This is a genomic window from Kitasatospora sp. NPDC093806 (genome assembly GCF_040683335.1).
Classification (GTDB): domain Bacteria; phylum Actinomycetota; class Actinomycetes; order Streptomycetales; family Streptomycetaceae; genus Kitasatospora.
Map to the genome: position 1 here is coordinate 12,192 of NZ_JBFBDO010000045.1, position 26,901 is coordinate 39,092.

The window sequence follows — 26,901 nt, forward strand, 5'->3', positions numbered from 1 at the left end:
TCAGCTCCCGTCCGGGGCGGGGGCGGTATGGGCGGGGGAAGCCTGGGCGGGGGCGGTATGGGCGGATCCGGTCTGGGCGAGGGCGTGGGCGAGGGCGACGCCCTCGTCGCGCAGGGCGGTGAGCGAGGCGATCCGGCGGTTGCCGCGCTCCCGGGCGGCGGCGAGGTCGGCCGCGGCGGTGGACAGGTTGCGGCGGTGCTCGGCGAGTTGGCGCTCCAGCCGGAGCCGCTCGTCGGCGATCGCCTGGTCGAGGGCGCTGCCCAGCCGGTCGGTCAGTTCGTCGACGTGGCTGGTGATCTGGGCGGGGATCTCGGTGCTCAGCTCGGTGAGCACCCGGTTGAGGTGGCGGGTGGCGTCCCCCCGCACCCGGCCGAGTTCGGCCCGCTGGCGGCGGCGCCGGGTCAGCACGGCGAGCATCGCGTAGCTGGCCACGGCGGGCAGCAGCACGCTGCTGGTGAGCAGGCCGATCACGGTGCCGAAGGTGGCGGCGGTGCCGACCGAGGGGATGACGCTCTCGATCATCCCGAACGCGCCGCCCTCGCGGTGCGTGGAGTGCACCATCTCCGGGAGCGCGGCGCCGCGTTCGGCCCGGATGACGGTGCCGCCGCCGTCGACGGCGACGAGTTCCGCGCCGGGGGCGGAGCCGGGGCCGGAGCCGACCGCGCCGGCCGGGTCGAGCACGGCGGAGCAGGCCTGCCGGACCCGTTCCTCCAGGACGGCGAGGCCGCGCCGGGCGGCGTTGTCGAGCTGCACCCAGATCGCCTCCACCTGGGCCTCCAGGTCGGCCGGGAACTCCTCGGCCAGCACGGCCGGTTCGGAGGTGGCGATCCGCCCCTCGGCGAGCTGGCGGACGTCGTTGAGGCTGCGCTTGAAGCCGAGCTGGAGGGTGTTCTTGAGGTCGCGGGCGCCGGTGCTGAGGACGCGCCGCCACTGGGCGCTCTCCGGCTGGAGCAGCCGCAACGCCTCCTCGGCCTGTTCGACCTCGGCGGCCAGCGTCGGGTCCTGCTGGAGCGAGCGGAGCCGCAACTCCTGCTCGGCGAGCGGCCCGGCGAGCGCGGCGAGGGCGACGTGCACCAGGTTGGCGAGCCGCAGTTCGGCGGCCCGGGCGCCGATCCGGCGGCGCAGCAGCGCGTCCAGCGACTCGAAGCCGCTCTCGTCCAGCAGTTCGGCCGCCTCGTCGAGCGCGCCCGCCCCGGCGGCGTCGGCGGCGTCCCGGCGGGCCCGGTTGCTGACCGGGAACCAGGGGGCGTCGGCGTGCCGGGGGGCGTGCCGGGCGAGCAGTTCGCGGTTGCGCTCGAGGACGGTGGGCCAGGCGTCGTGGCTGTCGGTCTTGGTGAGCACGAACACGGTCTCGGCGGTCCGTTCGGTCGCCCGGGCCAGGAACTCCAGCTCGGAGCGGGTGAGTTCGCTGGAGCCGTCGACCACGAAGACCAGCGCGTCGGCGCTCCCCAGGGCGGCCAGGGCGAGTTGGGCGTGGCCGCTGACCAGGCCGCCGACGCCGGGGGTGTCGACGAGCTCCAGTCCGGCGGCGAGCAGCGGGACGGGCAGCTCGACCTCGACGTGGTGGACGTCGGAGCGGTGCGGGCGGCCGGTGAGCGGGTCGACGGCGGCGTACTCGGCGATCCGCTCGAGCGGGATCGGTTCGGGGTGCGGCGCGGCGTCGGTGCCGGGGCCAGGCGCTGGAAGTAGGTAGGCCTCGGCGCGTGGGCGCTCGCCGTGCCGGACGACGACGTGCACACCGGTGGCGACGTCGGCGTCGACCGGGAGGAGGTCCCAGATGCCGACCAGGCTGTTGATGGTGGAGCTCTTGCCGCGCTTCTTCTCGCCGACGACGACCAGGCGGGCGGCGCCGGAGGCGGCCCGGGCGGCCTCCTCGCGGACGCGCCCGGCGCCGTCGCCGGGGGTGCCTCCCGGGGTGCCGCCGGGGGCGGGGGCGGGGGCGGGGGCGGCCCCGCTCTCGGCGGCGGCCACGCGGGCGGCGCGTTCGAGGAGGTCGGCGGTGCGGGCCGCGAAGTCCAGGACTCGGGCGCGGGAGGGGAGTTCGGGACGGGGCGGGGTCATGAGGGTTCTCCCGGGACGGGGTCGGTCGGGGTGCCGGGGTCGGTGGGCGGGCTCTTCGACGGGTCCGGCGCGGCGGCGGGCGGGGCGGTCGCGGCAGGCGGCGTCGTCTCGGTGAACGGAGGGGTGGCCGGCGGGGCGATCGGCAGGCCGGCCGGCGGGGTCGGAGGGGTGGCCGGTGGGGCGGACGGCGGGGTCGGTGCCGGATCGGGCTCCGGTTCCGGGTCGTCGAAGCCGCCGAACATGCCGGAGAAGTCGGCCTCCTTCGGGTCGACGGACCGGGTCCGGTCGAACACCGGGCGCTCCGGCCGGGGCGCGGGCGGGACGCGGCCGGCGCCGGGCGGCGGGGTCGCCCCCTGCCCGGGCCGGACGGGGGTGGGCGGCGGCCCGCCCAGGTCCCCGTACGGGTGCCAGCCGGTGACCGGGGACGCGCCGCCCGGCCGGGACTCCCGGCCGCGCTCCTTCCGTCCGCGCTCCCCCGTCCCCGGCGCCTCCGGCCGGGGCTCCCCGGCCCCGCACCCCCTCGTGCCCGGATCCCCCGGCCCGGGTTCCGGCCGCCCGGATCCCTGCGGTCCGGGCTCGCGCCGTCCGGACCCCTGTCGTCCGGGTTCCTGCCGTCCCGGTTCCGGCCGCGCGGGCTCGTCGGAGGCGAACAGGGCACGCGCGACCTTGCCGAACGTCCGCGCGCCCACCTCCCGCAGGGTGTCGCGCAGGGACGGCTCCGCGTCGGCGGCCGGGGGCCGCTGCCCCTCCGCCCCCGCGCCGTCGGCCGTCCTCGGGTTCGCCCCGGGCGCGGGCTTCGCCGACCCGGACGGCGCGGGCCGTCCCGCCTGCCCTGCCTTCCCCGCCCGCCCCGCCTGCCCCGGCGAGGCGGTCGGCTGCGGGGGCAGCGGGCGCCGCAGGAACTCGTACCCCCGGCAGTCGGCGCTGGTCAGATGGGTGAGCTCGGCCGGTTCGGCGTCGGAGCGCCGCCGCCACCCGGTGACCAGCACGCACCGGTCGGTCCCGGCCGCGGCCGCCGACCAGAGCTCGTCCGCCGCCGTCTCGGGCAGCAGGTGGGCGCCGTCCGACCGGGTCGGCAGCCACACCGGCGCGGCCGCCGGCCCGGCTGTCCCCGCCCGGAGCGGCTCAGCCCACGGGACGGCGGCCGGCCGGGTGGCCCGCGGCTCGGCCTCGTCCCGGCCGACGGCGGTCCAGGTCTGCTCGGTCCACTGGCGGTAGACCGGGCCGGCCCAGTCCGCCAACCGGTCGGCCAGCTCGGCGAGTCCGGGGATCCGCCCGCCGGTCGGCGCGGCCCGGTACCAGCCGACGAAGCCGTACAGCGGGCGGCCGAACCGGTCGTTCACCATGGTCCGGCTGATCAGGCCCAACTCGCAGGCGGCGCCCACCAGGACGCCGTGGCCGTCGCGGTGCAGCAGGAAGCGCGGCCCGTGCTCCAGCCGGTTCCCGCCCGCGACGACGGCCCGGACGGCGTCCCCGAGCGGCCCCTGCCGGTCGGCTCCGGCGGGCAGCGCCCGCCACCACTGGTCGACCTGCAGGGTCCGGCCGTACACGACGGCGGACCAGCCGCCGGGCTCGCCCGCCTCGGCGGCCTCGGTGTCCGGCACGGTGGGGTCGCCGTCCGGGGGCGGGGGCGGGGTGTGGTTCTGGTTCGTCATGGTCTCAGTCCGTCAGCAGTCGGCCGTCGCGGTAGATCGGGATCCCCCGCATTTCCTGGTCCAGCTCCCGGCAGCGGTCCTGGGCCTTCTGGAGGTCCGTCGAGGTCGCCGAGCTGCTGGCGACCAGCCGGTCGATCTCCTGCCGGGCGCTGGTCTTCTGGGCGCCCTTGAACAGCCCGCCGAAGAACCCCTGGCTGAGCGCCTCCAGTTCGCCGCGCGAGGCGTCCAGGCTCGCGGAGAGCCGGGACATCTCCTGGCGGTTCCGCACGATGCCCTCGCTGAGGTAGTGGCGGAGGCTGAAGATGACCGGCAGGTGCAGGTTCTTCGGGGCGATCCGGCTGGCGTCGACGGTGGCCTGCGCGGCCGCGCCGAAGTTGCCGAGCTGGACCGGGCAGAGCGCGACCGTGACGCCCTCGGCCCCGTCGCCGGCCAGCACCGGCACGAGCTTGCCGAAGTTCTGGCCCGCCACCTGGAGCGCCTCGTGGGCCTTCATACCGGTGCGGGCGGCCAGCAGGTCGGCCTTGGTGAGCAGGACGGTCACTCCGGGCACCGGGTCGCCGTCCTGCATGCGGCGGCTGAAGACGCGGGAGATCGCGCGGCTGAACCGGGAGATCTCCATCGGGTCGTCGTCCCGGTCCAGGTTGCCGGGGGCGCCCTGGCTGATCCACTCGGCCACGTGCTCGGAGTCCAGCGCCAGGATGATGGCGTCGGACACCGACAGGCGCTCCTCCAGCTGCGCGACGTCGGCGGCCGCGCCCCTGCGGTCCAGGGCGGCGTTGCCGCGGAAGTCGACGCAGTCGATGGTCATCAGGTCGCGCATGCCGCGCCGGAACACGAACTCGTAGGCGATGGGCCGGTCCGAGGTGGCCTTGGGCATGGTGCCGGTGCGGCGCAGCCGGGCCCAGTCCTCGGCGAGGTCGAGGTCGAGGTCGGGGTCGGTGGCGTAGAGGTAGTAGCCCTGGACGCCCATGGAGAGCCGGTTGTACATGCCGTGCAGGTAGGCGGTCTTGCCGGAGCCGCTGGCCCCGAGCATGGTGAGGGTGAGGTTGGGAACGGTCATGGCGTGGTCCTCAGGTTCGCGAGGTCGAGGGTCTCGGGTCGTCGAGGGTCTCGGGTGGTCGAGGGTCCCGGGTGGTCGAGGGTCTCGGGTGGTCGTCGGGACGGGTGCGGGCCGGGTCCGGAGTCCGGGGTCAGAACGAGAAGACGTCCTCCAGCAGCTCGCCGAGCCGGTCGGCGGGCTCCACCAGCGGTTCCAGGCGCTCCAGTTCGGCCGCGGCGAGCGCGCGGTCGCGGTCCCGGATGGCGGCCCACGACGGCACGTCGTCCCACCAGCTGCTGACCCGGTCCCAGAGGGTGTCCCGCTGGTCGGCCAGCTGGGCGGAGGCCACCAGGCTGTCGATCGAGGCGGACAGCTGCATGGCCCGCCCGATGATGCCGAACCGGAGCGCCCACAGCACCGGCAGCGCCACCCCCTCCGGTTCGGGCCCGCAGACCAGCGGGATGAACGCCCCCTGGATGTGCCGGGTCTCCTGGACCGCCTCGATCAGCGGCAGGAACGGTCCGAGGAAGCGGTCCGCCGCGTCGGGGGCGCCGAGGTCGACCAGGTCGGTCTTGGTCAGCGCGATCACCAGCGGGGTCAGGGTCTCCTCCCGGTCCGCGACGGCCTGGTGGACGCGGACCACGAGCCGGCGGACGTCCTGCGCCGCCTCGGGGTCGGTGTCCAGCCGGAGGGCGTCGACGAAGAGCACGATGCCGTCGGCCGCGACCAGGTCGTCGTGCAGTTGGGCGGCCTGCGGGCTGCCGCGGCGGTGTTCGGTGAGGGCGCCGCCGCGGTGGTCCTTCCAGCGGAACGGGAAGACGTCGCCGCCGTTGTGGCAGAGCACGAAGTCGTAAGAGCGGGGGCGGTCGCTGGCGCGCGGGTAGCGACCGCGCAGGATGGCGCGGGCGTCGGCCTGCAGCGAGCGGTGCACGTCGTTGTCGGCGGTGCGGAGGGTCATGCCTTCGACGCCGTCGCACATGGCCGCGTACATGAGGGAGAGGTAGCTGGTCTTGCCGGCCGCGCTGTGGCCGAGCATCACGATGTCCATGCGGTTCCTCGGGGGCGGGTCTGGTCTCCAAGGGCGGGCGGGCTTCGGTCGGGTTTCGGGCAGCGCCGGGCCCGGGTCGGTGGTGCGGCTTGCTATCACGATCGTTACGGGTCGTCAGGGGTGTTATGGGTTGTAACAGGTACTACGGCTTGCAACAGGCACGATGGGTCGTCACGGACGATGGGGCCAACGGGATTCAGTCAGAAGGACAGCCGCCCGTCGAGGTAGGGGTCGACCTCGTCGGGGTAGTGCGTGACGGTCCAGCGGCGGCGGCCCTCCGTCGCGCCGTCCGCCGCGGCGGGGTCCGATGCGGCCGGGGCGGGCGGAGCCGGTGGTTCGGTGAGTGCGCCGAGGGCCACAGCGGCTTTCGGGTCGGTGGCCAGTTCGGGCGACCGGCCCAGCCAGTCCGCGATCAGGTCGGCGACCGGCGGTGTCCGGCTGGCCGCCCCGCAGAGCACCACGACGGCGAGGTCGGCCGGGGTCAGACCGGCCCGGGCGACGACCCGGTCCAGCAGGTCGACCGAGGCGGTGAGCGCCGGAGTGACGGCCGCCCGGTACTCGCCGCCCTGGACGACGAACGGGTCCGGGTAGCCGGGGACGGCGAGGTACACCGTGCCGGTGCTCGACAGGGACTCCTTGGCCAGGGTCAACTCCCTACCCAGATGGGCTCGTTGATGAGCGGCGGCGGGCGCCGGGTCGTCCCACAGCCGCTGCCAGGGTTCGGGGTCGAGGTCCAGCGCCCGGTCCCGGAGCAGCGCGAACAGCGCCTGGTCCAGATCACGGCCGCCGAACCCCGGGTCCCCCGCCACCGCCACGGTCCTGAACTCGCTCCCCTCCCAACGGAGTACGGCGGTGTCGACGGTGCCACCGCCCAGGTCGTAGACCGCGATCGGTCCGCCCCCGGCCGCCACGGACTGCGTGCCGCCGTCGGCCCGGGCGGCGTAGAAGCGGGCGGCGGCGACCGGTTCGGGCAGCAGCTCCGGCCGGTCGATCCCGGCCCGGGCGGCGGCCTCGGCCAGCCGGTCCAGGTCGGCGGGCGACCAGTCGGCGGGGTGGGTGAGGACGGTCCTCGCCGGCCCGGCGCCACCCTGCTGAGCGCGGGCCTCGGCCACCGCCCGGGCGAGCACGGCGGCGACCAGGTCGACGGTCTCCCGCTCGCAGTCGTCCAGCAGGACGGCCGGCTGCCGCAGCAGCGCCCGCTTGGGATGCTGCTCCGCGCGTTCCGGCCGCTGGGCGGCGAGTTGGACGGCCGCCCGGCCGGTGAGCAGCCGGCCGGCGTCGTCGAGGCAGACCAGGGACGGCAGGTAGCGGCTGTTCTCGATCTCCACCGCCGAGACCGCGTCGGACTGCGCCGGGCGGACGGCGGCGGTGGTGAAGCAGGTGCCGAAGTCGATTGCCAACGACCAGTCAGACACGGTTCCTCACAAGCGAGTTGCGTCGAGCGTTGCCTCGGGGCACGGACACACGGAGCGGCGCCGGGAGGTACGCACCCGAGCATCCGCGCAGGATGTTAGGGCCCCACGGGCAGCTGTGGAGAAGTTCTGGACATCTTGTAACAATGGCATGGGCATTGCCGGTTGAGCGCCGACGTCACACCCTGCTCGGGTTGGCACCCCGGCCCCCCATCCGGGGTGCCGGGGTCCACTCTCCGCGCACCCGGCGACCGAAACACCATCAGATGACCTATTCCGTATCCGAACCCCGGATTCCATCCCCCGGACGGGCCGTGCGAGAGTCGGATCCGGTCGGGGCGGGAGCAGCCCCACCGAGGAAGGCTCCGATGACCACGCCCGACCCCGCCGCCGTCAACACGCCCGACCCCGCCGCCACCCCCGACGCCGTCACCGCCCCCGCCCCCGCCCCCGCCCCGATCACCATTCCCCCGGCCTTCGCCGCCGACTACGGCGCCCTCGGCACCGCCGAACGCGCCTGGATCGGCGAACTCCCCGCACTGACAACGGAGTTCCTGGAACGCTGGGCCCTGCGACCGGACGGCCCGCCCGACCACGGCATGGCCTCGCTCGTCCTGCCCGTCCGGCGGGAGGACGGCTCCCCCGCCGTACTGCGACTGCAGCAGGTCCGCGCCGAGACCGCCGGGGTCGCCGCCGGACTGCGAGCCTGGCGCGGCGACGGCGCCGTCCTCCTGCTCGACCACGACGCCGCCACCGGCACCCAGCTGCTGGAGCGCCTGGACGCCACCCGGTCACTCGCCGCGGTCACCGACGACGACACCGCCCTGCCGGTCCTCGCCGAACTGATGGCCCGGCTGACCGCCGTCCCCGCGCCGCCCGGCCTGCGCCGGCTCGGCGACCTCGCCTCCGCGATGCTGGACGACACGCCCCGGGCCGTCCCCGCGCTGCGCGACCCCGACGAGCGGCGGCTGGTCCGCTCCTGCGCGGCGGCGGTGGCCGAACTGCTCGACGAACCCGGGGACCGCCTGCTGCACTGGGACCTGCACGACGGCAACGTCCTGGCCGGCGAGCGGCAGCCGTGGCTCGTCATCGACCCCGAACCCCTGGCCGGTGACCCGGGGTTCGAGCTGCTGCCCGCCCTCGACCAGCGGTGGGAAACCGTCCTCGGCGGGGCCGACGCCGAACGCACCGTGCTGCGCCGCTTCGACCTGCTGACCGGGACCGTCGGCCTGGACCGCGCCCGGGCCGCCGGGTGGACGCTCGGCCGGGTCCTGCAGAACGCCCTGTGGGACATCGAGGACGGCCGGACGGCCCTGGAGCCGACCCAGGTCGCCATCGCCACCGCCCTGCTCGCCCACCGCTGCGGGTAACGGCGGGTGGCGGCCGACCACGCCCGGATGCCTGGACCGGTCCGGCGGGAGCGCCTAGCGTGGTCCGGCAAGACCGGCGAGACCGGTGAGGCTGCCGGGGACAGAGGGGGCGCCGTGAGCGAGTGGTACGAGGATCCGCCGAAGGAGGAACGGCCGCCGGCAGAGCGGACCGGCCGGCGGGCGACGGCATGGACCTTCGGGACGGGGTGCGCCGCCGTGCTGGCCGGGGCCTGGTCGCTGGGTACCGTGCTGTTCGTGCCGTGGCACCGGGCGCCGCGCTGGGAGGTGCTCGTCCCGCTCGCCGTCACCGTGCTGCTCGGCGCCGCCTGGCTGATCGCCTCCGCCCTCGCGCCACGGGCCGGACGAACCGCCCCCACGCCGCCGCGGCCCCACCCCCCGACGCCCGCCGAACTGCGGGACGTGGCCGAGCAGGCGGCCCGCCGCACCCGCCGGTCGGTGGCGGCGGGCTGGGCGATGGCGCTGCCGGCACTGTGGGTCGCCCCGGTCGTCTTCATCACCGCGCAGCAGCCGGTCGAACGGGAGCTGATCACCAGGCACGACACCCTGCTCGCCGCCGGGGCCCGCTGGACCGACGGCACGGTGGCACGCTTCGGCGACGCCTCCCTCGCCGTACACCCGGCCGGACGCCCGGAGTTGTCGGTGCCGGTCCCCGACGAGCGCGGACGGCTCGACCAGCTGGCCCCCGGGGACCACGTCCGGATCCTGCTCGACATCGAGCATCCAGACCGGGGCGTGTTCGCCGAGCCCGACCTGACGCGCATGCGTCCGGACGCCCCGATCGCGGGTGTCCCCGGACTGCTTCTCTCCGGCGTCCTGCTGCTGCTCTGGTGGTGCGTCCTGTTCGGGGTGATCGGACGACGCGCGCTGCTGCCGAACGCCTGGCTGCGGATGTCGCCGCATCCGCTGATCACCGACCCGTCCGACCCCAGAGCGGTCTCCTGGACCCGCGTCCGGCTCGGTGACACCGTCCTGACCTGGAGCATCCGCACGGGGAACGAGGAGGAGAGCGGGGTCGCCTGGCAGTCGGGGTTCCGCCTGGACCCCGAGACAGCCGACCCCTCGGAGGAGGAGGGGCCCGGCACGGTCGTCTTCCAGGAGTACGCCGCCCGCTTCGCCGCCGCGGCGACCGTCAGGGAGACCGTGCCCCGACTGGCCGGGGCCACGGGCTGGCTCGGTCGGGAGACCACGCTCGGCCCCTCCTCCCGCTCCCTCCTGGTCCTCGACGACGGCGAGACCCGTTGGGGCCTCGGTCACCGGGCCGCCGCCTACCGGCCACCGGAGCCGCCCGCCGCACCGGCGGACGCCCGCCCGGGGAGTGGAGGGTGGCTGCGACTGCCGCAACCGGTGCAGGTCTTCGGGCTCGGGACGCGCGTCCTGTACTGCATCCTCGCCCTCTGGCCGGTCGCCGCGATCGCGGTGAACACCACCGACGCCTTCCGCCGCTTCGATCCCACGGCGGTCTTCCTGGTCGAGCTGGGCGGTTGCGTCGTCTTCCTGCTGCTCCTGTTCGGCATCGCCAGGCTGTGGAAGCGCCGGCGGAACCATCACGAGCCGGGCGCGCCCGGGAACTGACGCGTCCACCCCCGCCTCGGCGCGGACCCCGGGCGAGGGGCGTGCGGCGACGGGTGTGCCACCGGCCACTCGGCCGACGCCCGGAACCGGCCGGGTGACGTGCCGGTTGCATTCCCGTGAACCACCTCCGTCGCGCCCTTCGCGGTACCGCCCACCTCGTCACCCGGCTCTGCGACCTCGTCGAACGCGTCGACGCCCGGGCCGACGCCGCCCTGCGGGCCTGGGGCCGCCCGCTCGCCGCCCGGCTGGCCGGGCTGCTGCACCGGATGGCCGCCGCCAACTGCAGCGACGCGCTCACCCGGAACCTCCCCTGCCGGACCCGCGAGCGCGAACGCGAACGCGCCGCGCTCGAAGCCGCGCCCCACCCCACTGACCGCACCGCCCACGAGAACGCCCCCCGGAACGCCGCCGGCCCCGGCGGACGTCACGGGGAGCGTCCGCCGGGGCCGGCGACGGGATGACCGCGGGTCAGGACCGGCGGTCGGGACCGGGATCAGGCGCGGCAGGTGCCGGTGGCCCAGTCGACGGTCGCGGTGGCCTGCGAGTACTTCCACTCGGGGGCGAGCAGGTCGCGGTCGAGCTGGCCGGCCGCGTTGCGGTCCTCGACGATGTAGCCGAAGTCCTCCAGCCACGCCGGGTAGAGGTTCTTCGAGCCGATGTAGAACGCCGAGTCGTCGACCGACACCAGCTTGTGGTGCAGCGCGTACGGGTGCCCGTCGGCCCAGGTCGCGGTCGGGGCGGCGCGGAAGGTGGCGAGCTGGAGGTTGCCGCACAGCGCGGCGCCGGCCTTGCCCTGGTCGCCGGTGAGGGCGGTGAGGCGGGCCTTCAGGACGTCGCTGATCTCGTTGAGGGACTTGATCTGCGAGTAGCCGCCGCTGCCGATGGTGCCGCGGTTGGCCGGGTCGCTGACCACGATCCGCACCTTGACGCCGGCGGCGAGCTTGGCGGCCAGCGTGTCGTAGAGGCGGGAGTCGTAGCGGGCCAGCGGCGGGCAGCTGGCGTTCACGTCCTGCTGGGAGATCTCGATGTGCCGCTGGGCGCTGCCGACGAGGGCGCGCAGCGCGTTCTCCTCGGGGTTGACCGTCTCGTAGTCGCGGTCGGCGTTGGTGTTGTCGTGCAGGGTGAGCGGGCTGCACTTGGCGTCCGCCGCCCCGGCGACCGGACCGGGCCGGTACGCGGACTTGGGGTCGTTGTCCTTGATGCCGACGCCGAGGCCGCCGACGGCGATCACCGGGACGCTGCCGGTGGCGGCGGCCGGCGGGTTGAGCTCGCGCTCGATCGACGGACGGCAGGCGCCGCCGTCCGAGGAGGCGAACCAGGCGCTGTCGAACACGCCGACCCGGCCGCAGGTCCACTCCCACAGGGTGTCCAGGTAGCGGGCGGCGGTGGTCGCACCCGGGCCGCTGAGCGCCAGATCGACGTCCGAGACCGGGTGGGTGGTGTCGAGGTAGTCGCTCTTCCAGTTGTTGATGCCGCCGGCGATGACGGTGCGTCCGTCGACCACCAGGAGCTTGGAGTGGTTCCAGGAGAACGCGGTGCGCGAGGTGGTCATCGAGGCGACGTTCAGGCTGACCGAGGCGGCGGCCGGGCCGAGCTTGGCGACCAGTTCGTCCCGGTAGCGGGAGGGCAGCTGGTTGGCGTGGTAGACCGGGGCGGCGCCGACCAGGATCCGCACGACCGGGCGGTTTCCGGCGGCGACCGAGGCCTTGAGACCGGCGACCAGGGCGTCCTGGAACCCACCCTCCGGGAACGGCGCGAGGGTGGAGAGGTCGACGCTGCGGGTGGCGGCGGCGACGTCGGCGGTCATCTTGGCGAGCAGCGCGCGGGTGCCGGGCCGGTCGGCGCAGGTGGCGTCGCCCCAGCAGCCGGGCGTCTGGAGCAGCCAGTCGCCGCGGCCGTCGGCGGTGCCGGCACCGGCGAGGCTGTTGCCCTCGGTGCGCTGCCAGACGGTGCCCTCCAGCCCGGGCGAGACCTCGCGCAGGACGCGCTCGACGGCGTCGAGGTGGGGGGCGGGGGCCGGCGCGGGCGCGGCGGCGGCGTGGGCCGGCGCGGACGGGACGACGGCGAGCAGGGTGGTGGTCGCAGCGGCGGCGAGGGCGGCGCGCAGGACGCGACCGGAGCGGCGGGAGCCGGGACGGGACACGTGGAGTTCCTTCAGAGCATGGCGGGTGATGCATGATCATCCGCGGGACACCCTGAGATTACCCATAAGTAATATCTCGTTCAATTTGCACATGACAATGCGCCAGCAGGCCTGTTTCGCACCCGCCGATCGACCCCCGCCACCCGACCCCCGCCGACCGGCCGACCCGCCCCGAGGAGTCGTCAGCGGGGGTGACCTCAGCTCAGGGGGTGATGCGGAACAGGACGTTGTGGCGCAGCGGCCCCTCCGGCTCGCTCGGGTCCTCGAAGTCCTCGGCCGGGTCGGTGGTCATGCCGAGCCGGCGCATCACCGCCTGCGAGCGGACGTTCGACGCCGTCGTGACGGCGAGGATCTCGGGCAGCGCGAGCACCTCGAAGCCGTGCGCGAGGACGGCCCGCGCGGCCTCGGTGGCGTAGCCGCGGCCCCAGGCCGGACGAGCGAGCCGCCACCCGATCTCCACCCCGCCGAACGGCAGCCCCTCGTCCACCTCGTCCAGACCCGCGAACCCGACGAACTCCCCGCTCTCCCGCACCTCGACGGCCCACCACCCGTACCCACGCCGGTCGAACGCCGCCTCGAAGCGGGCGACCGAGGCATCACTCTGCTCCCGGGTGAGGACCTCCCCCAGGTGCTCGCGCACCTCGGGATCGGCGTTCATCACCGCCCACGGTTCGAGGTCGGACTCACGCCAGCGGCGGAGCAGCAGTCGGTCGGTGTACAGGTTCGTCATGCCGCCACCCAACGTGATCCCGTCCGTCCGGGCAAGCTCTTTTAGCAGGTCAGGTGGGCGACGACGGTGCTGCGGAGGCCGTCCGTGGTGAAGACCCAGAACTTGACGTAGGTCTCGGTCTTCGGGGCCACGTCGCAGGAGAGGTTGAACGGGTAGTCGATCCGCCCCGGGAGGACGCGGCCGAAGGAGGGGTGGGCGAGGTCGTGGTCCTCCTCGCCGATGCCGGAGCCGTTGACGCCCGTGAAGCCGAAGCCGGTCACGGGGGCGCCGGGGGACTCGGTGTAGCGGACGCTGAGGTACACCAGGACGGGACCCTCCCGGTAGGCCGTCCAGCCGGTGATGACGGGGGTCCCCGGTGCGGGGGTCGGGCTCGCGGCGCGGGTGACGGTCACGGTCACGGTCGGCTGGACCGACGACGGGGCCGGCTTCGTCCCCTTGAGGACGAGCGCCACCGTCAGCCCCGCGATCGCGGCCACCGCCAGCACGGCGGCCAGGGTGGCGAGCAGCCGGGCACGGCGCCCGCGCCCGCCCGCGGAGGGCGCGGGCACGGGTGTGGGCGAGGGCTCGGGAGCGGGTACGGGCACGGGCGTCGGGTGGGTCGACGTGCTGGTCCGCTCGGTCGGTGGTTCGGTCGGTGGTTCGGCGGGCGGCTCCCCGGCGGGCCCCTCCGGTTCCCCGGGCCGGATCACCTCCGTCTCCGGGTGCTCGTCCGGCTCCGGGTGTTCGTCCGGCCGGGAGCCCGTCGTCCCGGCCGCCACCGCTTCGAGCGACTGCTGCGCCTGACCGCCCGTGGGACGCTCCTCCGGGTCCTTGCGCAGCAGGGCCACGATGACGGGCGCGAGCGCCCCCGCGTGGCGCGGTTCGGGCAGCGGGTCCGAGATCACGGCGCGCAGCGTGCTCAGCGTCGAGGAACGCCGGAACGGCGACTGCCCCTCGACCGCGGTGTACAGGGTCGCGCCCAGCGACCACAGGTCCGCGGACGGCCCCGGCCGGTTGCCCGCCGCGCACTCCGGAGCCAGGTAGTCGGGTGATCCGACGATGTCCCCCGTCCGGGTGAGCCCGGGGGATCCCTCCAGCCGCGCGATGCCGAAGTCGGTGAGCACCACCCGCCCGCTGCGCTCCAGCAGCACGTTCGCCGGTTTGACGTCGCGGTGCAGGATCCCGAGCCGGTGCGCGCTGTCCAGCGCGGCGAGCACGGCCGTGCCGATCCGGGCGGCCTCCCGGGGAAGCAGGGTGCCCTCGGTGCTGAGGACGTCCGCGAGGGAGCGGCCGTCGACCAGCTCCATGACGATCCAGGGCCGGCCGTCCTCCTGGAGCACGTCGTGGACGGTGATCACGTTCGGATGCCGGATCCGGGCCGCCGCCCGCGCCTCCTGCTGCATCCGGGCGTACAGGACGGCCGTCTCCTCCGGCGGCAGGCCGCGGACGCTGACCTCCTTGACGGCGACCTCGCGGCCCAGCAGCTCGTCGCGGGCCCGCCAGACGATCCCCATGCCGCCTCGGCCGATTTGCTCGATCAGCCGGTAGCGCCCGGCGAGCAGCCGGCCGTCCTCGTTGTCGGCGGGTAACTGGCTCATCGCTGTCCCTGCCCGCACCCCGGCCCGGGTGGGCTCCGGCCCCGGTGCGGACTCCGCGCACCATTCTCCCGCCTCCGCACCCCACCGGCGAGCCGGGCCGGGGCGGCGGGTGGTGGGGTGGGAGGGGGGCAACGGCCCGTCGGACGGACCGACGGACCGTTGCGAAGGTTCAGGCCCGGGTCAGAGACCCGCGGTGTAGCGGAAGGCCTGGTTGTCCACCTTGAAGCGGCAGCCGTAGGTGACGATCGGGGTACCCCAGCTCGTCCGCGACCCCCACATGTCGATGCACTGGTTCGTGTAGGCGTTCTGCAGCCAGAGCCAGCCACCGCCGCCGGTCTGGACCGAGGCCTTCCACTGCTGCTGCTTCCACCCGCCGTTGCACGCGTACATGGTCAGCCGGGTCATCCCGTTGGGCCCGCTGTTGTTGGGCCACCCGTCGAGGCAGCGGCCCGGGAACTGGATGGACTCGACGTTGTAGGTCTTGTACCAGGAGGCGCCGCTGACCCGGGTGAACTTCCAGAGCTGGTAGTTGTTGCCGTTGCAGCCCCACACCACCGGGGCGGTCCCCGCCGCGCCGGCGTCCAGGCACACCGTGCGGTTCCCGGTCATGAACCGCAGCTCACCCCACGAGACACCGGCGGCCTGGGCCTGCCCGGCGGTCGCCAGAGCCCCCGTACACATGGCCGACACCGCGACGAGCAGGCCGACGATTCGCTTGAACGTGCTCACATTTCCCCCGTTCCCTGGCGCGCGCACCGCCTCCGCGGCGATGGTCACGCCGGACACCTGCCGCGCGGCGGCGCCCGGCGTCCAGCTTCCGGCAAAAGGCCGTGGAAAGTCCCGGGAATGAGAAGCCCTTTCAGGTGCCACCGATGATTCCGGCCACGAACCGGGAATCGAGACCGACGGGGAGAAATACCCACCTTCCCCCCGGGCGTCGCCGGGATGCCAGGCCGACGGACGGCCCGCCGTGGCGCCACGTCGCGCGCGAGACCCGGGTGTTCAGGGCCCCGGGAGCAGGATTTTCCGCCGCCGTCCGGCCGCCGATCGCGACTCCCGACTCCACTTTTCCGCTTGACCGAAATCCGTTCACCATTGCCCTTTCGGAACACCTGGGATTCGCTTCCGCCACTGGGAGATCCGGGTCGAGTGATTCCGATGTGGCGATGGAGAATTCGGTGACGCCCAGCAGTCGAATGATTCCTTCGGACTGATGACGGGTGCGCGGTCGACCTGTCACGGGCCGGTCGCGGTCCGCGTGGTGGCGGTTGTCCGGGTCAGCGGGCGGGTACCCCGGGAGCGGACCGGGGTCTGGACGGGACCGAGGGGGACGTCCGATGGCGATCTACTGCGACCTGTGCGGCACCCGCGCCGACGGCGCCGAGCGACTCGGCTGCTACTGCCCGGGCGAGTACTGCGGGACGGACCTGCGCGCGGGCGCCGACGCCGGCGTACGGGCCTGGTGCGAGCCGGAGCGCCGGCTCGGGCTCGCGGGCGGTACCGTCCTGATCGACCTGCTCATCCACAACGTCGGACCGCGCGCCACCGGTTACCACGTCGCGCCGGTCGAACCTGTCGAGGGGTGGCTGGACTTCGACCGGCAGGCCGTCGGGGCACCGCTGGCCTCCGGCGGGATCCGCCGGGTCGAGCTGCGCTACACCACGCCACCCGATCTGCTCGGCACCGGCCTGGACATCGCCTCCCGCTTCGGCGTCCCCGGCGCGGACCTGGCCGCGCAAGTGCAGGGCGCGCGGTACTCGCGGTTCGGGGTCGCGCTGCGCGTGGTCGCCACCTCGGCCCACCAGGGCGCGGCCTGCGCGGCGTTCGCGGTGGACGTGCCGGGGCAGCTCGACCTCGACGTCAGCCGGACCGGCGACGGCTCGGGTCGGCCCGGCGGCCAGGGGAACGGGAACAGGAACAACGGCCGGGCCACCGGACAGCCGCAACCGCAACCGCAGCCGCAGCCGCAGCCGCGCGGGCAACAGCCACCAGGCCGCCGGGGCAGCGGGTGCGGACCGCTGGTGATCGCCGTAGTGGTGGCGGTGATCGCGGTCCTCGTCGCGATCGTGGCGGCCCTCGGCCTCGGCCGGAGCGGCGGCGGCGACAGCGCCTCGTCCCCGCCCCCACAGCCGAGCCCCACCCCGGTCACCACGGCCACCTCGACGAGCAGCGGAAGGCCCGACGGCGGCACGGTGAAGCCCCCGCCATCACCGTCCCCGTCCCCCTCTCCGTCCAGGTCCAAGTCCCCCTCGGTGACCCGCTCCCCGTCCCACTCGCCGTCCCCTTCCCCCTCCCCCTCGCCCTCCCCGTCGCCGTCCCCCTCCCCGCGCCCGATCGTGCTGCCCGTGCTGGCCGGCCTGAGCCAGTCCGCCGCCGAGGAGAAGCTCAAGGCGCTCGGCCTGCGTTCGACCGCCCGGACCGTCACCGCCGGCGGCGCCCCCGCCCTCCAGGTGGTCGCCACCGACCCCGGCGCCGGGGCGGCGGTGCCGCCGGACGCCACCGTCCTCCTACGGGTCTCGGACGGCAAGGGCCGCATCCCCGCCGTCGCCGGCCTGACCCGGGCCGCCGCCGAACAGGCCCTCGCCGCCGCGCACTTCACCAAGGTGACGCCCGTCAGCCTCGAAACCACCACCGTCCCCGACGGCCAGGCCATCCGCACCGATCCGGCGAAGGACACGATCGTCCCGCTCGACTCACCGGTCTCGCTCTGGTTCGCCATCAAGCCGCGCCCGCCCCGCTGAGCAGTACGCGAAAGAGGCTCCGAATAAATCGATTGCAGGCGCACGGACCACGGGTCTACGGTGCTGCGCATGGGTTCCCTGTGACAGTCCCCGCGCGCCGGCGTTGAGCTTCGCTCCGCCCTCGCGCTCTCCCCTCCGTGCTGCTGCCGTCCACCGTCGTGGGCTGCCCTGGCGTGCGCGGAGGTGTCCACCGAACCGTTCCGATCGGCCTCGGGCCGAGAACAGGGGACTCTCCTTTGCTTACCGCGCAACTCACCCTTCAGGACGTCACCCGCCGCTTCGACGACCACGTGGTCCTGGACGGCGTCTCCTTCAGCCTCCGGCCCGGCGAGAAGGCCGGTGTGATCGGCGACAACGGGGCCGGGAAGTCGACCCTGCTGCGACTGATCGCCGGGCTGGACCGGCCGGACCACGGCGAGCTGACCGTGGTCGCGCCCGGCGGACTCGGCTACCTCGCCCAGTCGCTCGCCCTGCCGCCCGAGGCCACCGTCCAGGACGCCGTGGACCTGGCGCTGGCCGAGCTGCGGGTGCTGGAGGCGGAGATCCGCGTCGCCGAGGCCGGGCTCCGGGGCCTGGCGGGTCCGGAGCTCGCCCCCGCGCTGGACGCGTACGCCCGCCTCGTCGCCCGGTACGAGGCGCGCGCCGGCTACGAGGCCGACGCCCGGGTCGACATCGCGCTACACGGGCTCGGCCTGCCCGGCCTGGCCCGGGACCGGGCGCTGGGCACGCTGTCGGGCGGTGAACGGTCCCGGCTGGCGCTGGCCGCGACGCTGGCGTCCCGGCCGGAGCTGCTGCTGCTCGACGAGCCCACCAACGACCTGGACGACCAGGCGGTGGACTGGCTGGAGGCGCACCTGCGGGCCCACCGCGGCACCGTGCTCGCGGTCACCCACGACCGGGTGTTCCTGGAGCGCGTCACCACGACGATCCTGGAGGTCGGCGAGGGCCGGGTGACCCGGCACGGCGACGGCTACGAGGGCTACCTCGCCACCAAGGCCGCCGAACGACGCCGCCGGCTGCGGGAGTTCGAGGACTGGCGCGCGGAGCTGGTCCGCAACCGCGAGCTGGCCGAGACCAACACGGCCCGGCTGGGGGCGATCCCCCGCAAGGTGCCGCTCTCGGTGTTCGGCCACGGCGGCTTCCGGGCGCGCGGCCGCGGGCACGGGGCGATGGTCCGGATCCGCAACGCCAAGGAGCGGGTGGCGCGGCTGACGGACAACCCGGTCGCGCCGCCGCCCGAGCCGCTGGTGTTCGCCGCCCGGCTGGAAACGGCCACCACCACGGCGGAAGCCGGCAACGGCTGGGCGGCGCAGCTCGACGGCGTCCGCGTCGGCCGCCGGCTGTCCGTGCCGTCGCTGCGGCTCGGCGCCGGGGAGCGGCTGCTGGTCACCGGTCCGAACGGCGCGGGCAAGACGACGCTGATGCGGGTCCTGGCCGGCGAACTGGCCCCCGACGAGGGGTCGGTCCGCACCCGCGGGGCCGTCGGCTACCTCCGGCAGGAGGAGACGCCGTGGCCGTCCGGCCTGACCGTCCCGCAGGCGTTCGCCCACGGCCGCCCGGGGGACCAGGACGAGCACACCGAGCGGCTGCTGTCGCTCGGCCTGTTCGGCCCGGCGGACCTGCGGCTGACGGTGGGCGAGCTGTCCTACGGGCAGCGGCGCCGGATCGAGCTGGCCCGGCTGGTCAGCGAGCCCGTCGACCTGCTGCTGCTGGACGAGCCGACCAACCACCTCTCCCCTGCCCTGGTGGAGGAGTTGGAGGGGGCGCTGGCCGGCTACGCGGGCGCGGTCGTCGTGGTCACCCACGACCGCCGACTGCGGAGCCGCTTCACCGGCGCGCACCTGGAGCTGGCCGCCGGCCGGGTCACCGAGCTCCGGGACACCGGGCTCCGGGACGCCGGGCCGGTCCTGGTGGCGTGACGGACTGTCTCGGCCCGGCCGGTGGGGGCGCACCCCTCCGGCCGAGCCGAAACTCAGGCCTCAGGCCGTCGGACCGGCGAGCACCTCGTTGACCAGGGTGCGCGCCTCCTCCTGGACCCGGGCCAGGTGCTCGGCGCCGTGGAAGGACTCGGCGTAGATCTTGTACACGTCCTCGGTGCCGGACGGGCGGGCCGCGAACCAGGCGTTCTCGGTGCACACCTTGATGCCGCCGATGGACGCGCCGTTGCCCGGGGCCTCGGTGAGCACGGCGGTGACCGGCTCGCCGGCCAGGTCCCCGGCCTTGACCTGCTCCGGCGACAGGCGCGACAGCAGCGCCTTCTGCTCGCGGTCCGCCGGGGCGTCCACCCGGGCGTAGGCGGGGGCGCCGAAGCGGTCGGTCAGGTCGCGGTAGTACTCGCTCGGCGTGCGGCCGGTCACCGCGGTGATCTCGGCGGCCAGCAGAGCAAGGAGGATGCCGTCCTTGTCGGTCGTCCAGACCCCGCCGTCGCGGCGCAGGAAGGAGGCCCCGGCCGACTCCTCGCCGCCGAAGGCGATCGAGCCCTCCCGCAGACCGTCGACGAACCACTTGAAGCCGACCGGCACCTCGACCAGCTCGCGCTTGAGGTCGGCCGCGACCCGGTCGAGCATCGAGGAGGAGACCAGCGTCTTGCCGACCGCCGCGTCCACCGGCCAGTCGGCGCGGTGGCGGTAGAGGTAGTCGACCGCCACCGCGAGGTAGTGGTTGGGGTTCATCAGGCCGCCGTCGGGGGTGACGATCCCGTGCCGGTCGGCGTCGGCGTCGTTCCCGGTGGCGATCGCGTACTCGTCCCGGCGGGCGATCAGCGAGGCCATCGCGGCGGGCGAGGAGCAGTCCATCCGGATCTTGCCGTCCCAGTCCAGCGTCATGAAGCGCCAGGTCGGGTCGGTGACCGGGTTGACCACGGTGAGGTCGAGGCGGTGGGTCTCGGCGATCCGGCCCCAGTAGGCGACCGAGGCGCCGCCCAGCGGGTCGGCGCCGATCCGCAGGCCGGCGGCGCGGATCGCGTCCAGGTCCAGGACGGAGACCAGGTCCTCGGTGTAGGCGGTGACGTAGTCGTGCCGGCCGGTGGTCGGCGCGGCCAGGGCGCGCGCGTACGGCACCCGCTTGACGCCGCGCAGGCCCTCGCGGATCAGGGCGTTGGCGCGGTCCTGGATCCAGCCGGTGGCCTCGGAGCCGGCCGGGCCGCCGCTCGGCGGGTTGTACTTGAAGCCGCCGTCGCGCGGCGGGTTGTGCGACGGGGTGACCACGATGCCGTCGGCCAGCGCCTGCGGGCTGCGCCGGTTGTGGGCCAGGATGGCGTGCGAGACGGCGGGGGTCGGGGTGTAGCCGTCGGCGCTGTCCAGCAGGACGGTGACGCCGTTGGCGGCCAGCACCTCGACGGCGGTGGCCTTGGCCGGCTCGGACAGGGCGTGGGTGTCGGCGCCGAGGAACAGCGGGCCGGTGACGCCCTGGGCGGCCCGGTACTCGCAGATCGCCTGAGTGGTGGCGGCGATGTGGTCCTCGTTGAACGCCGCGTCCAGTGAGGAGCCGCGGTGGCCCGAGGTACCGAAGGCCACGCGCTGGCCCGGCTCCTCCGGGTCCGGGTGCAGGGTGTAGTAGGCCGTCACCAGCCGCGCCACGTCCACCAGGTCGCCCGGCTGCGCCGGCTGCCCGGCCCGTACGTGTGCCATCGTCTTCTCCCACTGGATTTCTCGCCGTGCGCCGGCCCGCGGCCCGGCGCTTTCCTTGCCCCGTGCTCACCGATCGTAGCCAGTGCACGACCGGGCTCCGAACCGGGGCGGGGGCGGGCCGGGCCGACGGGGCCGGGCGCGGGCGCGGGTCGGCGGGGCCGACGGGGCCGGCGGGCGGGTCCTCAGGCGGGGAGCTGCTGCCGGTAGGCGTCGAGGGCGGGGGCGACGGTGGTGGCGATGAACTCCGTCACCCGGTACTCGACCAGGCCCTCGGCGGCGAACGGGTCGGTGCGGGCGATCTCCTCGACCGCGGCCCGGTCGGTCCCGACGGCGAGGATCACCCCGCCGTCGCGCGGCACCTTGCGCCCCGAGGCGAGGAAGGTGCCGTCGGCGTAGTGCCGGCCGAGCCACTCCACGTGGGCGGGCAGCAGGGCGTCGATGCGGTCGAGCGACGAGGTGTAGGTCAGTTCCAGGACAAACATGCGGCCAAGGCTATCCGGCACCGTTGTCGCATCGTTCACGACCCGGGGTATTGCGCGCGTACCTACCGACTGCGATACAACACTGCTCATATGACGATTGATCGGAGAATTTCTGCAATGAGCAAGTCATCCCTGTCCCGCCGCGGTGTGATCGTCGGCGCGGCGGCCACCGTCATCGGGTGGAACACCGTCGGCCGTTCCTGGGCCGTCGACGCGCCGACCGACGCACCGGCCGAGACGCCGGCCGACGGTGACGCCGCCGCCCAGCTCGCGGCGCTGCCCCGGCTGGACGGGACGATGGTGGTCGACGCCGGCACGCTCGCGCGGTTCGGCGGGGACTTCGGCCACCTGGTGACCGCCGCCCCGCGCGCCGTCCTGCGCCCGGGGTCGGTGCGCGACGTCGCCGAGGTGGTCGCCTTCGCCCGGCGGCACCGCATCCCGGTCGCGATGAACGGCCAGAGCGGCGGCGGCACGGGCGGCACCGGCGCCGCCGCCGAGCTGGAGTCGCACTCCAGCTACGGCCAGGCCGGTGCCCGCGGCGGCGTCGCGATCGACGCACGCGGCCTGGACCGGATCGTCCGGATCACCCCCGGCCGGGCCGTGGTGGAGGCGGGCGTCACCTGGGCCCAGCTGACCGACGCCGCGCTCGCCCAGGGCTGGACCCCGCCCTGCCTGACGGACTACCTGCACCTGTCGGTCGGCGGCACGCTGAGCGTCGGCGGGATCGGCGGCGGCGTGCAGCGGCACGGCTTCCAGGTCGACACCGTCGAGTCGGTGGACGTGGTCACCGGCACCGGCGAGCTGGTGACGGCCTCCCCGCGCGCCAACCGGGAGCTGTTCGAGGCCGTGCTGGGCGGCGGCGGGCAGGCCGGGATCATCGTCCGCGCCACCCTGCGCCTGGTGCGGGCCCGCGAGCGGGCGCTGGTCCTCAACCTGTTCTACGACGACCTGGCCGCCTACCTGGCGGACCAGGAGAAGCTGATGGCGGAGCGGCGGTTCGACCTCCAGGTCGGCGAGGCGGTCCGGAACGCGGCCGGCACCGGCTGGCGGTACAAGGTGGAGGGCGTCGTCCACTACGACGGCGCCGCCGCGCCGGACCGGGCGGCCCTGGTGCGCGGCCTGCGCTGCGTGGCGGCCGAGACGACGTTCACGGACCAGACGGCGCGGGAGTACGCGTTCCGGGTGGACGGCTTCGCCGGGTACCTGAAGGCGGCCGGCCTCTGGGGTCAGCCCAAGCCCTGGCTGAGCCTGTTCCTGCCCGCCTCGACCACCGAAACGTTCATGCGCGAGGCCACCGCACTGCTCACGGCCGAGGACCTGGGCGCCGGGCTGCTGCTGTTCTACCCGTACCGGACGGACGTGCTGACCCGGCCGATGACGGTGATGCCGGAGGAGCCGATCGGCTTCCACTTCGACCTGCTCTCCTTCCCCGCCCCCGGCACCGACCACGCCGCCGCGCTGCGCCGCAACCGGCGGCTGTACGACCGCGCGGTGGAGCTGGGCGGCAAGCGCTACCTGATCGGCGCGATCCCCGGCCTGACCCGGTCCGACTGGCGGCGCCACTACGGCACCCGCTGGGGGCGCGCGGTGTCGGCCAAGCGCCGCTTCGACCCGGCGGGGATCCTGACGCCGGGCCAGGGCATCCACGGCTGAGCCGGCCGGCTCCGCCCCTGCCATGGGCGCGGGGGCGGAGCCGGGATCCCGAGCCTCAGACCAGGCGGTGCATGCCGACCGAGTACGGGGCCGTCTCCACGAAGCCGTACTTGCCGTAGAGGCGGTGGGCGTCCCCGTCGGCGATCAGCGAGACGTAGGCCCCCTTGGGCGCGCGCTGCTCCAGCTCGGCGGTGAGTCGCGCCATGATCCGCTTGCCCAGCCCACGGCCCTGGTGGTCGGGCAGGACGCAGACGTCGGCGATCTGGAACACCACGCCGCCGTCCCCGACGATCCGGCCCATCCCGATCGGCTCGCCGTCGCGGTGGACGGTCACGCCGAACCAGGTGTTCGGCAGCCCGGCGGCCACCGCCTCGGCCGGGCGGTCGCTCATGCCGGAGGCGGTGCGCAGGTGCCGGAAGGTCGCGACGTCCGGCACGCCCTCGACCAAGACGTAAGGGTCATTATCGATCTGCATGCATTACATGGTAGCGGGTGCCTTCAGCGCCCGGCCGGGGCGGGGGCTTCGACCGGATCCGCCGGGGCGGCCGTCACCGCACTCCCCCGCCGCAGGGCGAGCGCGAGCGGCAGTCCGAGCAGCATCCCCGCCGCCGTGAGCAGCACCACCAGGAACCCGCCGTCCGCCGTGGCGCGGGCCAACTGCTCGCCACTCACCCCGTCGCCAGTGGGGTCCGCAACGGCCGTGAACAGCGCGAGGCCGATCGCATTGCCGAGGTTCATGGTGGTCGAGGCCGCACCGCTCGCGATCCCCTGCTCATGGGCGGCGGTGCCGGTCGCGGCGGCGATCCACATCGCCGTCCAGACCACGCCCTGGCCGACGCCCGAGACGACCAGCCCCGGCAGCAGCGCCGGGTAGCCCGCGTCGGCGTCGAAGCCGACGGCCAGCGCGGCGGTCCCGACCGCGCCCACCGCGAACCCGCCGAGCAGAGTGGGCCGCAGCCCGGTCCGGGTGGTGAGCCGCTCGCCGAGCTGGGTGCCGGCGGCGATCGCCAGCGAGGGGACGAGGAAGGCCAGCCCGGTCTGCAACGCGCTGTAGCCGTGGACGCTCTGCAGGAGCACGGTCAGGAAGTACGGCAGGACGCCGAAGGTGGCCATGTAGAGGAAGGTGATCGCCGCGGCCCCGCCGAGGTTGCGGTTGCGGAACAGCCGGAACGGCATCAGCGGGTCGGCGCTGCGGGTCTCGACGAGGGCGAAGGCGGCCAGCAGGAGGACGGACACGGCGAGCGCGCCGAGGATCCACGGGTCGGCCCAGCCGCGTTCGGGCCCCTCGACCAGGGCGAACACCAGCAGGGTGGCGCCGACCGTGACGGTGAGCGCGCCGGGCAGGTCGAAGCGCCGGCGGACGGCGCGGGCCGGATCGCGCGGGATGACGAGGAGGGCGGCGACCGCGATGGCGCCGGCCAGCGGCACGTTGACGTAGAAGACGGCCGGCCAGCCGAAGCTCTCGGTGAGCACGCCGCCGAGCAGGGCGCCGAGCGTCAGCCCGCTGGCGCCCGCGCCGCCCCAGACGGCGAGGGCGCGGTTGCGTCGCGGGCCCTCCTCGAACAGCGTGTTGACCAGCGAGAGGATCGACGGAAGCAGCAGCGCCCCGCCGACCCCCTGGACGATCCGGGCGCCCACGATCACCTCGGGCGAGCGGGCCAGTCCGCCGGCGAGCGAGGACAGGGCGTAGAGGACGAGGGCGCCGACGAAGACCCGGCGCCGGCCGAGCAGGTCGCAGGCCCGGCCGCCGAGCAGCAGGAAGCCGCCGGCGAAGACGACGTAGGCGCTGACCACGAGTTGCTGGGTCTGGCCGGGGAAGCCGAGGTCGGAGCCGATCTCGGGTAAGGCGACGAAGACGATGTTGAGGTCCAGGGCGAAGACGGCCTGCCCCAGGGCGAGCAGGGCCAGGATCCAGCCCAGGCGGGCGGGTCGGGCGACTTCGGGGGGTGATGCGGGCATGCGGATGCGCTCCTCGTTCGTGAGGTCCACCGACTGACGGTACGTATATTCACGTACGATCGAACGATTGGGCAAGACCGGACCCCTCGATGGATCATCAACCGAGGCCTTGTGAGCCCCACTTGGGACGGGCAGACACTGTTCGATCGTCGGGATACGGTGGGCCAATGAGCTACCGCCACCCCGACCGCGAGCAGATCCGGATCGACCACGTCCTGACCGCCCTCGGCAACCCCGTCCGCCTCGCCGCCGTCCGGGTGCTGAACGGCGGCGGGGACCACAACTGCGGCAGTGTGCTCACCGCGATAGGCGTCACCGCGAAGTCGACGATGACCCACCACTGGCGGGTGCTGCGCGACAGCGGCGTCATCCACCAGCAGCCGTCCGGCCGGGAGAACCTGCTCCGCCTGCGCCGCGCCGACCTCGACGCCCGCTACCCGGGCCTGCTCGACGCCGTCCTGACCGGGGCCCGCGACGACGAACGGCACGGCACCGCCGACTGAATCCGAACACCTCGCCGACCGACCGGTCGCGCCCGGGTGCGGTGGGCCCCGCCGTCGATCATGGCCGAGGTGGCCGGACGGCCACCTCGACCACGGGAGCCCACCCCATGAAGCTCGCTGTCCGCAGTGCCCTGTCGGCCGCCCTGCCGCTACTGGCCCTGGTACCACTGCTCACCGGGGCCGCCGGCCCGATCCACCCCGCCGAGCCCACCACCGACGCCACCTGCTCGACGGTCGCCCACGGCACCTTCGCCACCGCGGTCGCCCCGGGCGGCGTCAACACCCCGATCGCCAACACCCTGGACATGACCGGCGCCATCACCTGCGTGGACGGCGCCGGCGCACCGCTCGCCACCGGAACCTTCGAGCGGACGATCAGCATGCAGGATTCGGTCTGCACCGGCGACCAGAACGGGCTGACGTCGGTCACGACGGTCAAATGGTCCGACGGAACGATCTCCAACCTCTCCTTCGACCGGGTCGACGTCCAGAAGGTGGCCGGCATCGCCTCACTGGTCGTCAGCGGCCGCGTCACCGACAACAGCGCCCGCTTCGCCTTCGACACCATCAAGGGAGCGGGCTCCAGCACCGGCACCGGCTGTGGCACCCCGCTCGGGGAGACCGCCGTCGACTCCACCCTCGTGCTTCGCCTCACCCACTGACCGGCCGGCGCCAGGAAGGAGACCTCCGCCATGCCACTCCCCCGCACCGCCCTCACCACCCCCAAGGCCCGCGTCTACGCGATGCTGGACACCGACGGCGACGGGATCGCCTCCAAGCACGACTACTTCGTCCGGATCGAACGGACCCGGGTGGCCACCGGGCGCGGCTACGACGATCCCCTGGTGGTCGCCGCGCTCGCCCGGGGCGAACGCGCCTGGGCCGCGATGGACGCCGACGGCGACGGCGTGATGACCTACGAGGAGTACGCCGGCTGGGTCGACGCCGACAAGTTCGACAACATCTGCCAGTACGCCCTGGGCGCGCTGTTCGACCTCGCCGACGCCGACGGGGACGGCGCCGTGGACCGGACGCAGTTCACGCTGCTGCGCGAGGCCTTGGGCAATCGGGTGGAGAACGCGGGAGCCGCGTTCGACGCGCTGGACCGCGACGGCGACGGCCGCGTCGGTCGGGAGGAGTACCTGGCCTCGATCCGCGCGTACATCACGGGCGAGAAGTCGCCGATGGGCGAGGCCCTGTACTGAGCCGCTCCCACGGCATGCGGCCGGGGCCGGCGCCGCCGCGGGGGGGGGCCCGGCCCGCGTCAGCCCCCCCGGGGCGGTAGGCCGGGGGGCCCCCCCGCGGG

Annotated in this window: 22 protein-coding genes; 9 read left to right on the plus strand and 13 right to left on the minus strand. The window is 74.6% G+C overall.

Going from position 1 to position 26,901, the window contains the following annotated elements; all coding sequences use genetic code 11:
- From AB0N76_RS21410 to AB0N76_RS21430, 5 genes are all read right to left on the minus strand, one after another.
- The gene (locus AB0N76_RS21410) at positions 1–2,061 is read right to left on the minus strand and encodes a dynamin family protein (RefSeq protein WP_363559118.1); all 2,061 of its coding nucleotides are present in this window, start codon (positions 2,059–2,061) and stop codon (positions 1–3) included.
- Positions 2,058–3,716 (minus strand): hypothetical protein, encoded by a 1,659-nt coding sequence (locus tag AB0N76_RS21415; protein WP_363559120.1) that lies wholly within the window; start codon positions 3,714–3,716, stop codon positions 2,058–2,060. The genes AB0N76_RS21410 and AB0N76_RS21415 overlap by 4 nt, the downstream gene beginning before the upstream one ends.
- Before the next feature lie 4 nt (positions 3,717–3,720).
- Positions 3,721–4,776, minus strand: coding sequence for a hypothetical protein (locus AB0N76_RS21420; RefSeq protein WP_363559122.1), 1,056 nt, complete (start codon positions 4,774–4,776; stop codon positions 3,721–3,723).
- 130 nt (positions 4,777–4,906) lie between these two features.
- A complete protein-coding gene (locus AB0N76_RS21425) occupies positions 4,907–5,803 on the minus strand; it encodes a hypothetical protein (RefSeq protein WP_363559124.1) in 897 nt (298 codons plus the stop codon).
- Between the two features lie 200 nt (positions 5,804–6,003).
- Entirely contained in the window at positions 6,004–7,203 is a 1,200-nt protein-coding gene (locus tag AB0N76_RS21430) for an Hsp70 family protein (protein ID WP_363559126.1), read from the minus strand.
- 380 nt (positions 7,204–7,583) lie between these two features.
- Here AB0N76_RS21430 and AB0N76_RS21435 point away from each other — a divergent pair, with 380 nt between their 5' ends.
- The 3 genes from AB0N76_RS21435 to AB0N76_RS21445 all read left to right on the plus strand — a co-directional run bounded on the left by AB0N76_RS21435 (position 7,584) and on the right by AB0N76_RS21445 (position 10,639).
- A complete protein-coding gene (locus AB0N76_RS21435; RefSeq protein WP_363559128.1) occupies positions 7,584–8,585 on the plus strand; it encodes an aminoglycoside phosphotransferase family protein in 1,002 nt (333 codons plus the stop codon).
- A 114-nt stretch (positions 8,586–8,699) separates the two neighbouring features.
- Positions 8,700–10,178 carry a hypothetical protein gene (locus AB0N76_RS21440; protein ID WP_363559130.1) on the plus strand — a complete coding sequence of 493 codons (1,479 nt, stop codon included), beginning with the start codon at positions 8,700–8,702 and terminating at the stop codon, positions 10,176–10,178.
- 116 nt (positions 10,179–10,294) lie between these two features.
- On the plus strand, positions 10,295–10,639 hold the full coding sequence (locus AB0N76_RS21445; RefSeq protein WP_363559132.1) for a hypothetical protein: 345 nt from the start codon (positions 10,295–10,297) through the stop codon (positions 10,637–10,639).
- Between the two features lie 32 nt (positions 10,640–10,671).
- Here the strand turns inward: AB0N76_RS21445 and AB0N76_RS21450 are convergent, their stop codons facing one another.
- The 4 genes from AB0N76_RS21450 to AB0N76_RS21465 all read right to left on the minus strand — a co-directional run bounded on the left by AB0N76_RS21450 (position 10,672) and on the right by AB0N76_RS21465 (position 15,357).
- Positions 10,672–12,321, minus strand: coding sequence for a phospholipase (locus AB0N76_RS21450; protein WP_363559134.1), 1,650 nt, complete (start codon positions 12,319–12,321; stop codon positions 10,672–10,674).
- Between the two features lie 202 nt (positions 12,322–12,523).
- A complete protein-coding gene (locus tag AB0N76_RS21455) occupies positions 12,524–13,051 on the minus strand; it encodes a GNAT family N-acetyltransferase (RefSeq protein ID WP_363559136.1) in 528 nt (175 codons plus the stop codon).
- Between the two features lie 41 nt (positions 13,052–13,092).
- Positions 13,093–14,628, minus strand: a complete 1,536-nt coding sequence (locus tag AB0N76_RS21460) for a protein kinase (protein ID WP_363559138.1) — start codon at positions 14,626–14,628, stop codon at positions 13,093–13,095.
- 180 nt (positions 14,629–14,808) lie between these two features.
- Positions 14,809–15,357 (minus strand): RICIN domain-containing protein, encoded by a 549-nt coding sequence (locus tag AB0N76_RS21465; protein WP_363559140.1) that lies wholly within the window; start codon positions 15,355–15,357, stop codon positions 14,809–14,811.
- A 608-nt stretch (positions 15,358–15,965) separates the two neighbouring features.
- Between AB0N76_RS21465 and AB0N76_RS21470 the strand changes: the two genes are divergently transcribed.
- Both AB0N76_RS21470 and AB0N76_RS21475 read left to right on the plus strand, forming a co-directional pair.
- Positions 15,966–17,369 carry a PASTA domain-containing protein gene (locus AB0N76_RS21470; RefSeq protein ID WP_363559142.1) on the plus strand — a complete coding sequence of 468 codons (1,404 nt, stop codon included), beginning with the start codon at positions 15,966–15,968 and terminating at the stop codon, positions 17,367–17,369.
- Positions 17,370–17,605: 236 nt separating this feature from the next.
- Positions 17,606–19,288 (plus strand): TlrC/CarA/OleB/SrmB family ABC-F type ribosomal protection protein, encoded by a 1,683-nt coding sequence (locus AB0N76_RS21475; RefSeq protein WP_363559144.1) that lies wholly within the window; start codon positions 17,606–17,608, stop codon positions 19,286–19,288.
- Between the two features lie 60 nt (positions 19,289–19,348).
- On the opposite strand, the gene pgm is transcribed toward AB0N76_RS21475, so the two are convergent.
- Both pgm and AB0N76_RS21485 read right to left on the minus strand, forming a co-directional pair.
- Complete coding sequence (gene pgm, locus AB0N76_RS21480; RefSeq protein WP_363559146.1) at positions 19,349–20,998, minus strand: phosphoglucomutase (alpha-D-glucose-1,6-bisphosphate-dependent); 1,650 nt, start codon at positions 20,996–20,998, stop codon at positions 19,349–19,351.
- A 182-nt stretch (positions 20,999–21,180) separates the two neighbouring features.
- On the minus strand, positions 21,181–21,480 hold the full coding sequence (locus AB0N76_RS21485) for a YciI family protein (protein WP_363559148.1): 300 nt from the start codon (positions 21,478–21,480) through the stop codon (positions 21,181–21,183).
- Between the two features lie 117 nt (positions 21,481–21,597).
- On the opposite strand from AB0N76_RS21485, the gene AB0N76_RS21490 reads away from it, so the two are divergent.
- Positions 21,598–23,133, plus strand: coding sequence for an FAD-binding protein (locus AB0N76_RS21490; protein ID WP_363559150.1), 1,536 nt, complete (start codon positions 21,598–21,600; stop codon positions 23,131–23,133).
- Positions 23,134–23,188: 55 nt separating this feature from the next.
- On the opposite strand, the gene AB0N76_RS21495 is transcribed toward AB0N76_RS21490, so the two are convergent.
- Positions 23,189–23,608, minus strand: coding sequence for a GNAT family N-acetyltransferase (locus AB0N76_RS21495; protein WP_363559152.1), 420 nt, complete (start codon positions 23,606–23,608; stop codon positions 23,189–23,191).
- Between the two features lie 23 nt (positions 23,609–23,631).
- Positions 23,632–25,092, minus strand: a complete 1,461-nt coding sequence (locus AB0N76_RS21500; RefSeq protein WP_363559154.1) for an MFS transporter — start codon at positions 25,090–25,092, stop codon at positions 23,632–23,634.
- Positions 25,093–25,259: 167 nt separating this feature from the next.
- Here AB0N76_RS21500 and AB0N76_RS21505 point away from each other — a divergent pair, with 167 nt between their 5' ends.
- From AB0N76_RS21505 to AB0N76_RS21515, 3 genes are all read left to right on the plus strand, one after another.
- Positions 25,260–25,595, plus strand: coding sequence for a helix-turn-helix transcriptional regulator (locus AB0N76_RS21505; protein WP_363559156.1), 336 nt, complete (start codon positions 25,260–25,262; stop codon positions 25,593–25,595).
- Positions 25,596–25,702: 107 nt separating this feature from the next.
- Positions 25,703–26,257, plus strand: a complete 555-nt coding sequence (locus AB0N76_RS21510; RefSeq protein ID WP_363559158.1) for a hypothetical protein — start codon at positions 25,703–25,705, stop codon at positions 26,255–26,257.
- A 30-nt stretch (positions 26,258–26,287) separates the two neighbouring features.
- On the plus strand, positions 26,288–26,800 hold the full coding sequence (locus AB0N76_RS21515; RefSeq protein WP_363559160.1) for an EF-hand domain-containing protein: 513 nt from the start codon (positions 26,288–26,290) through the stop codon (positions 26,798–26,800).
- Positions 26,801–26,901 lie beyond the last annotated feature (101 nt).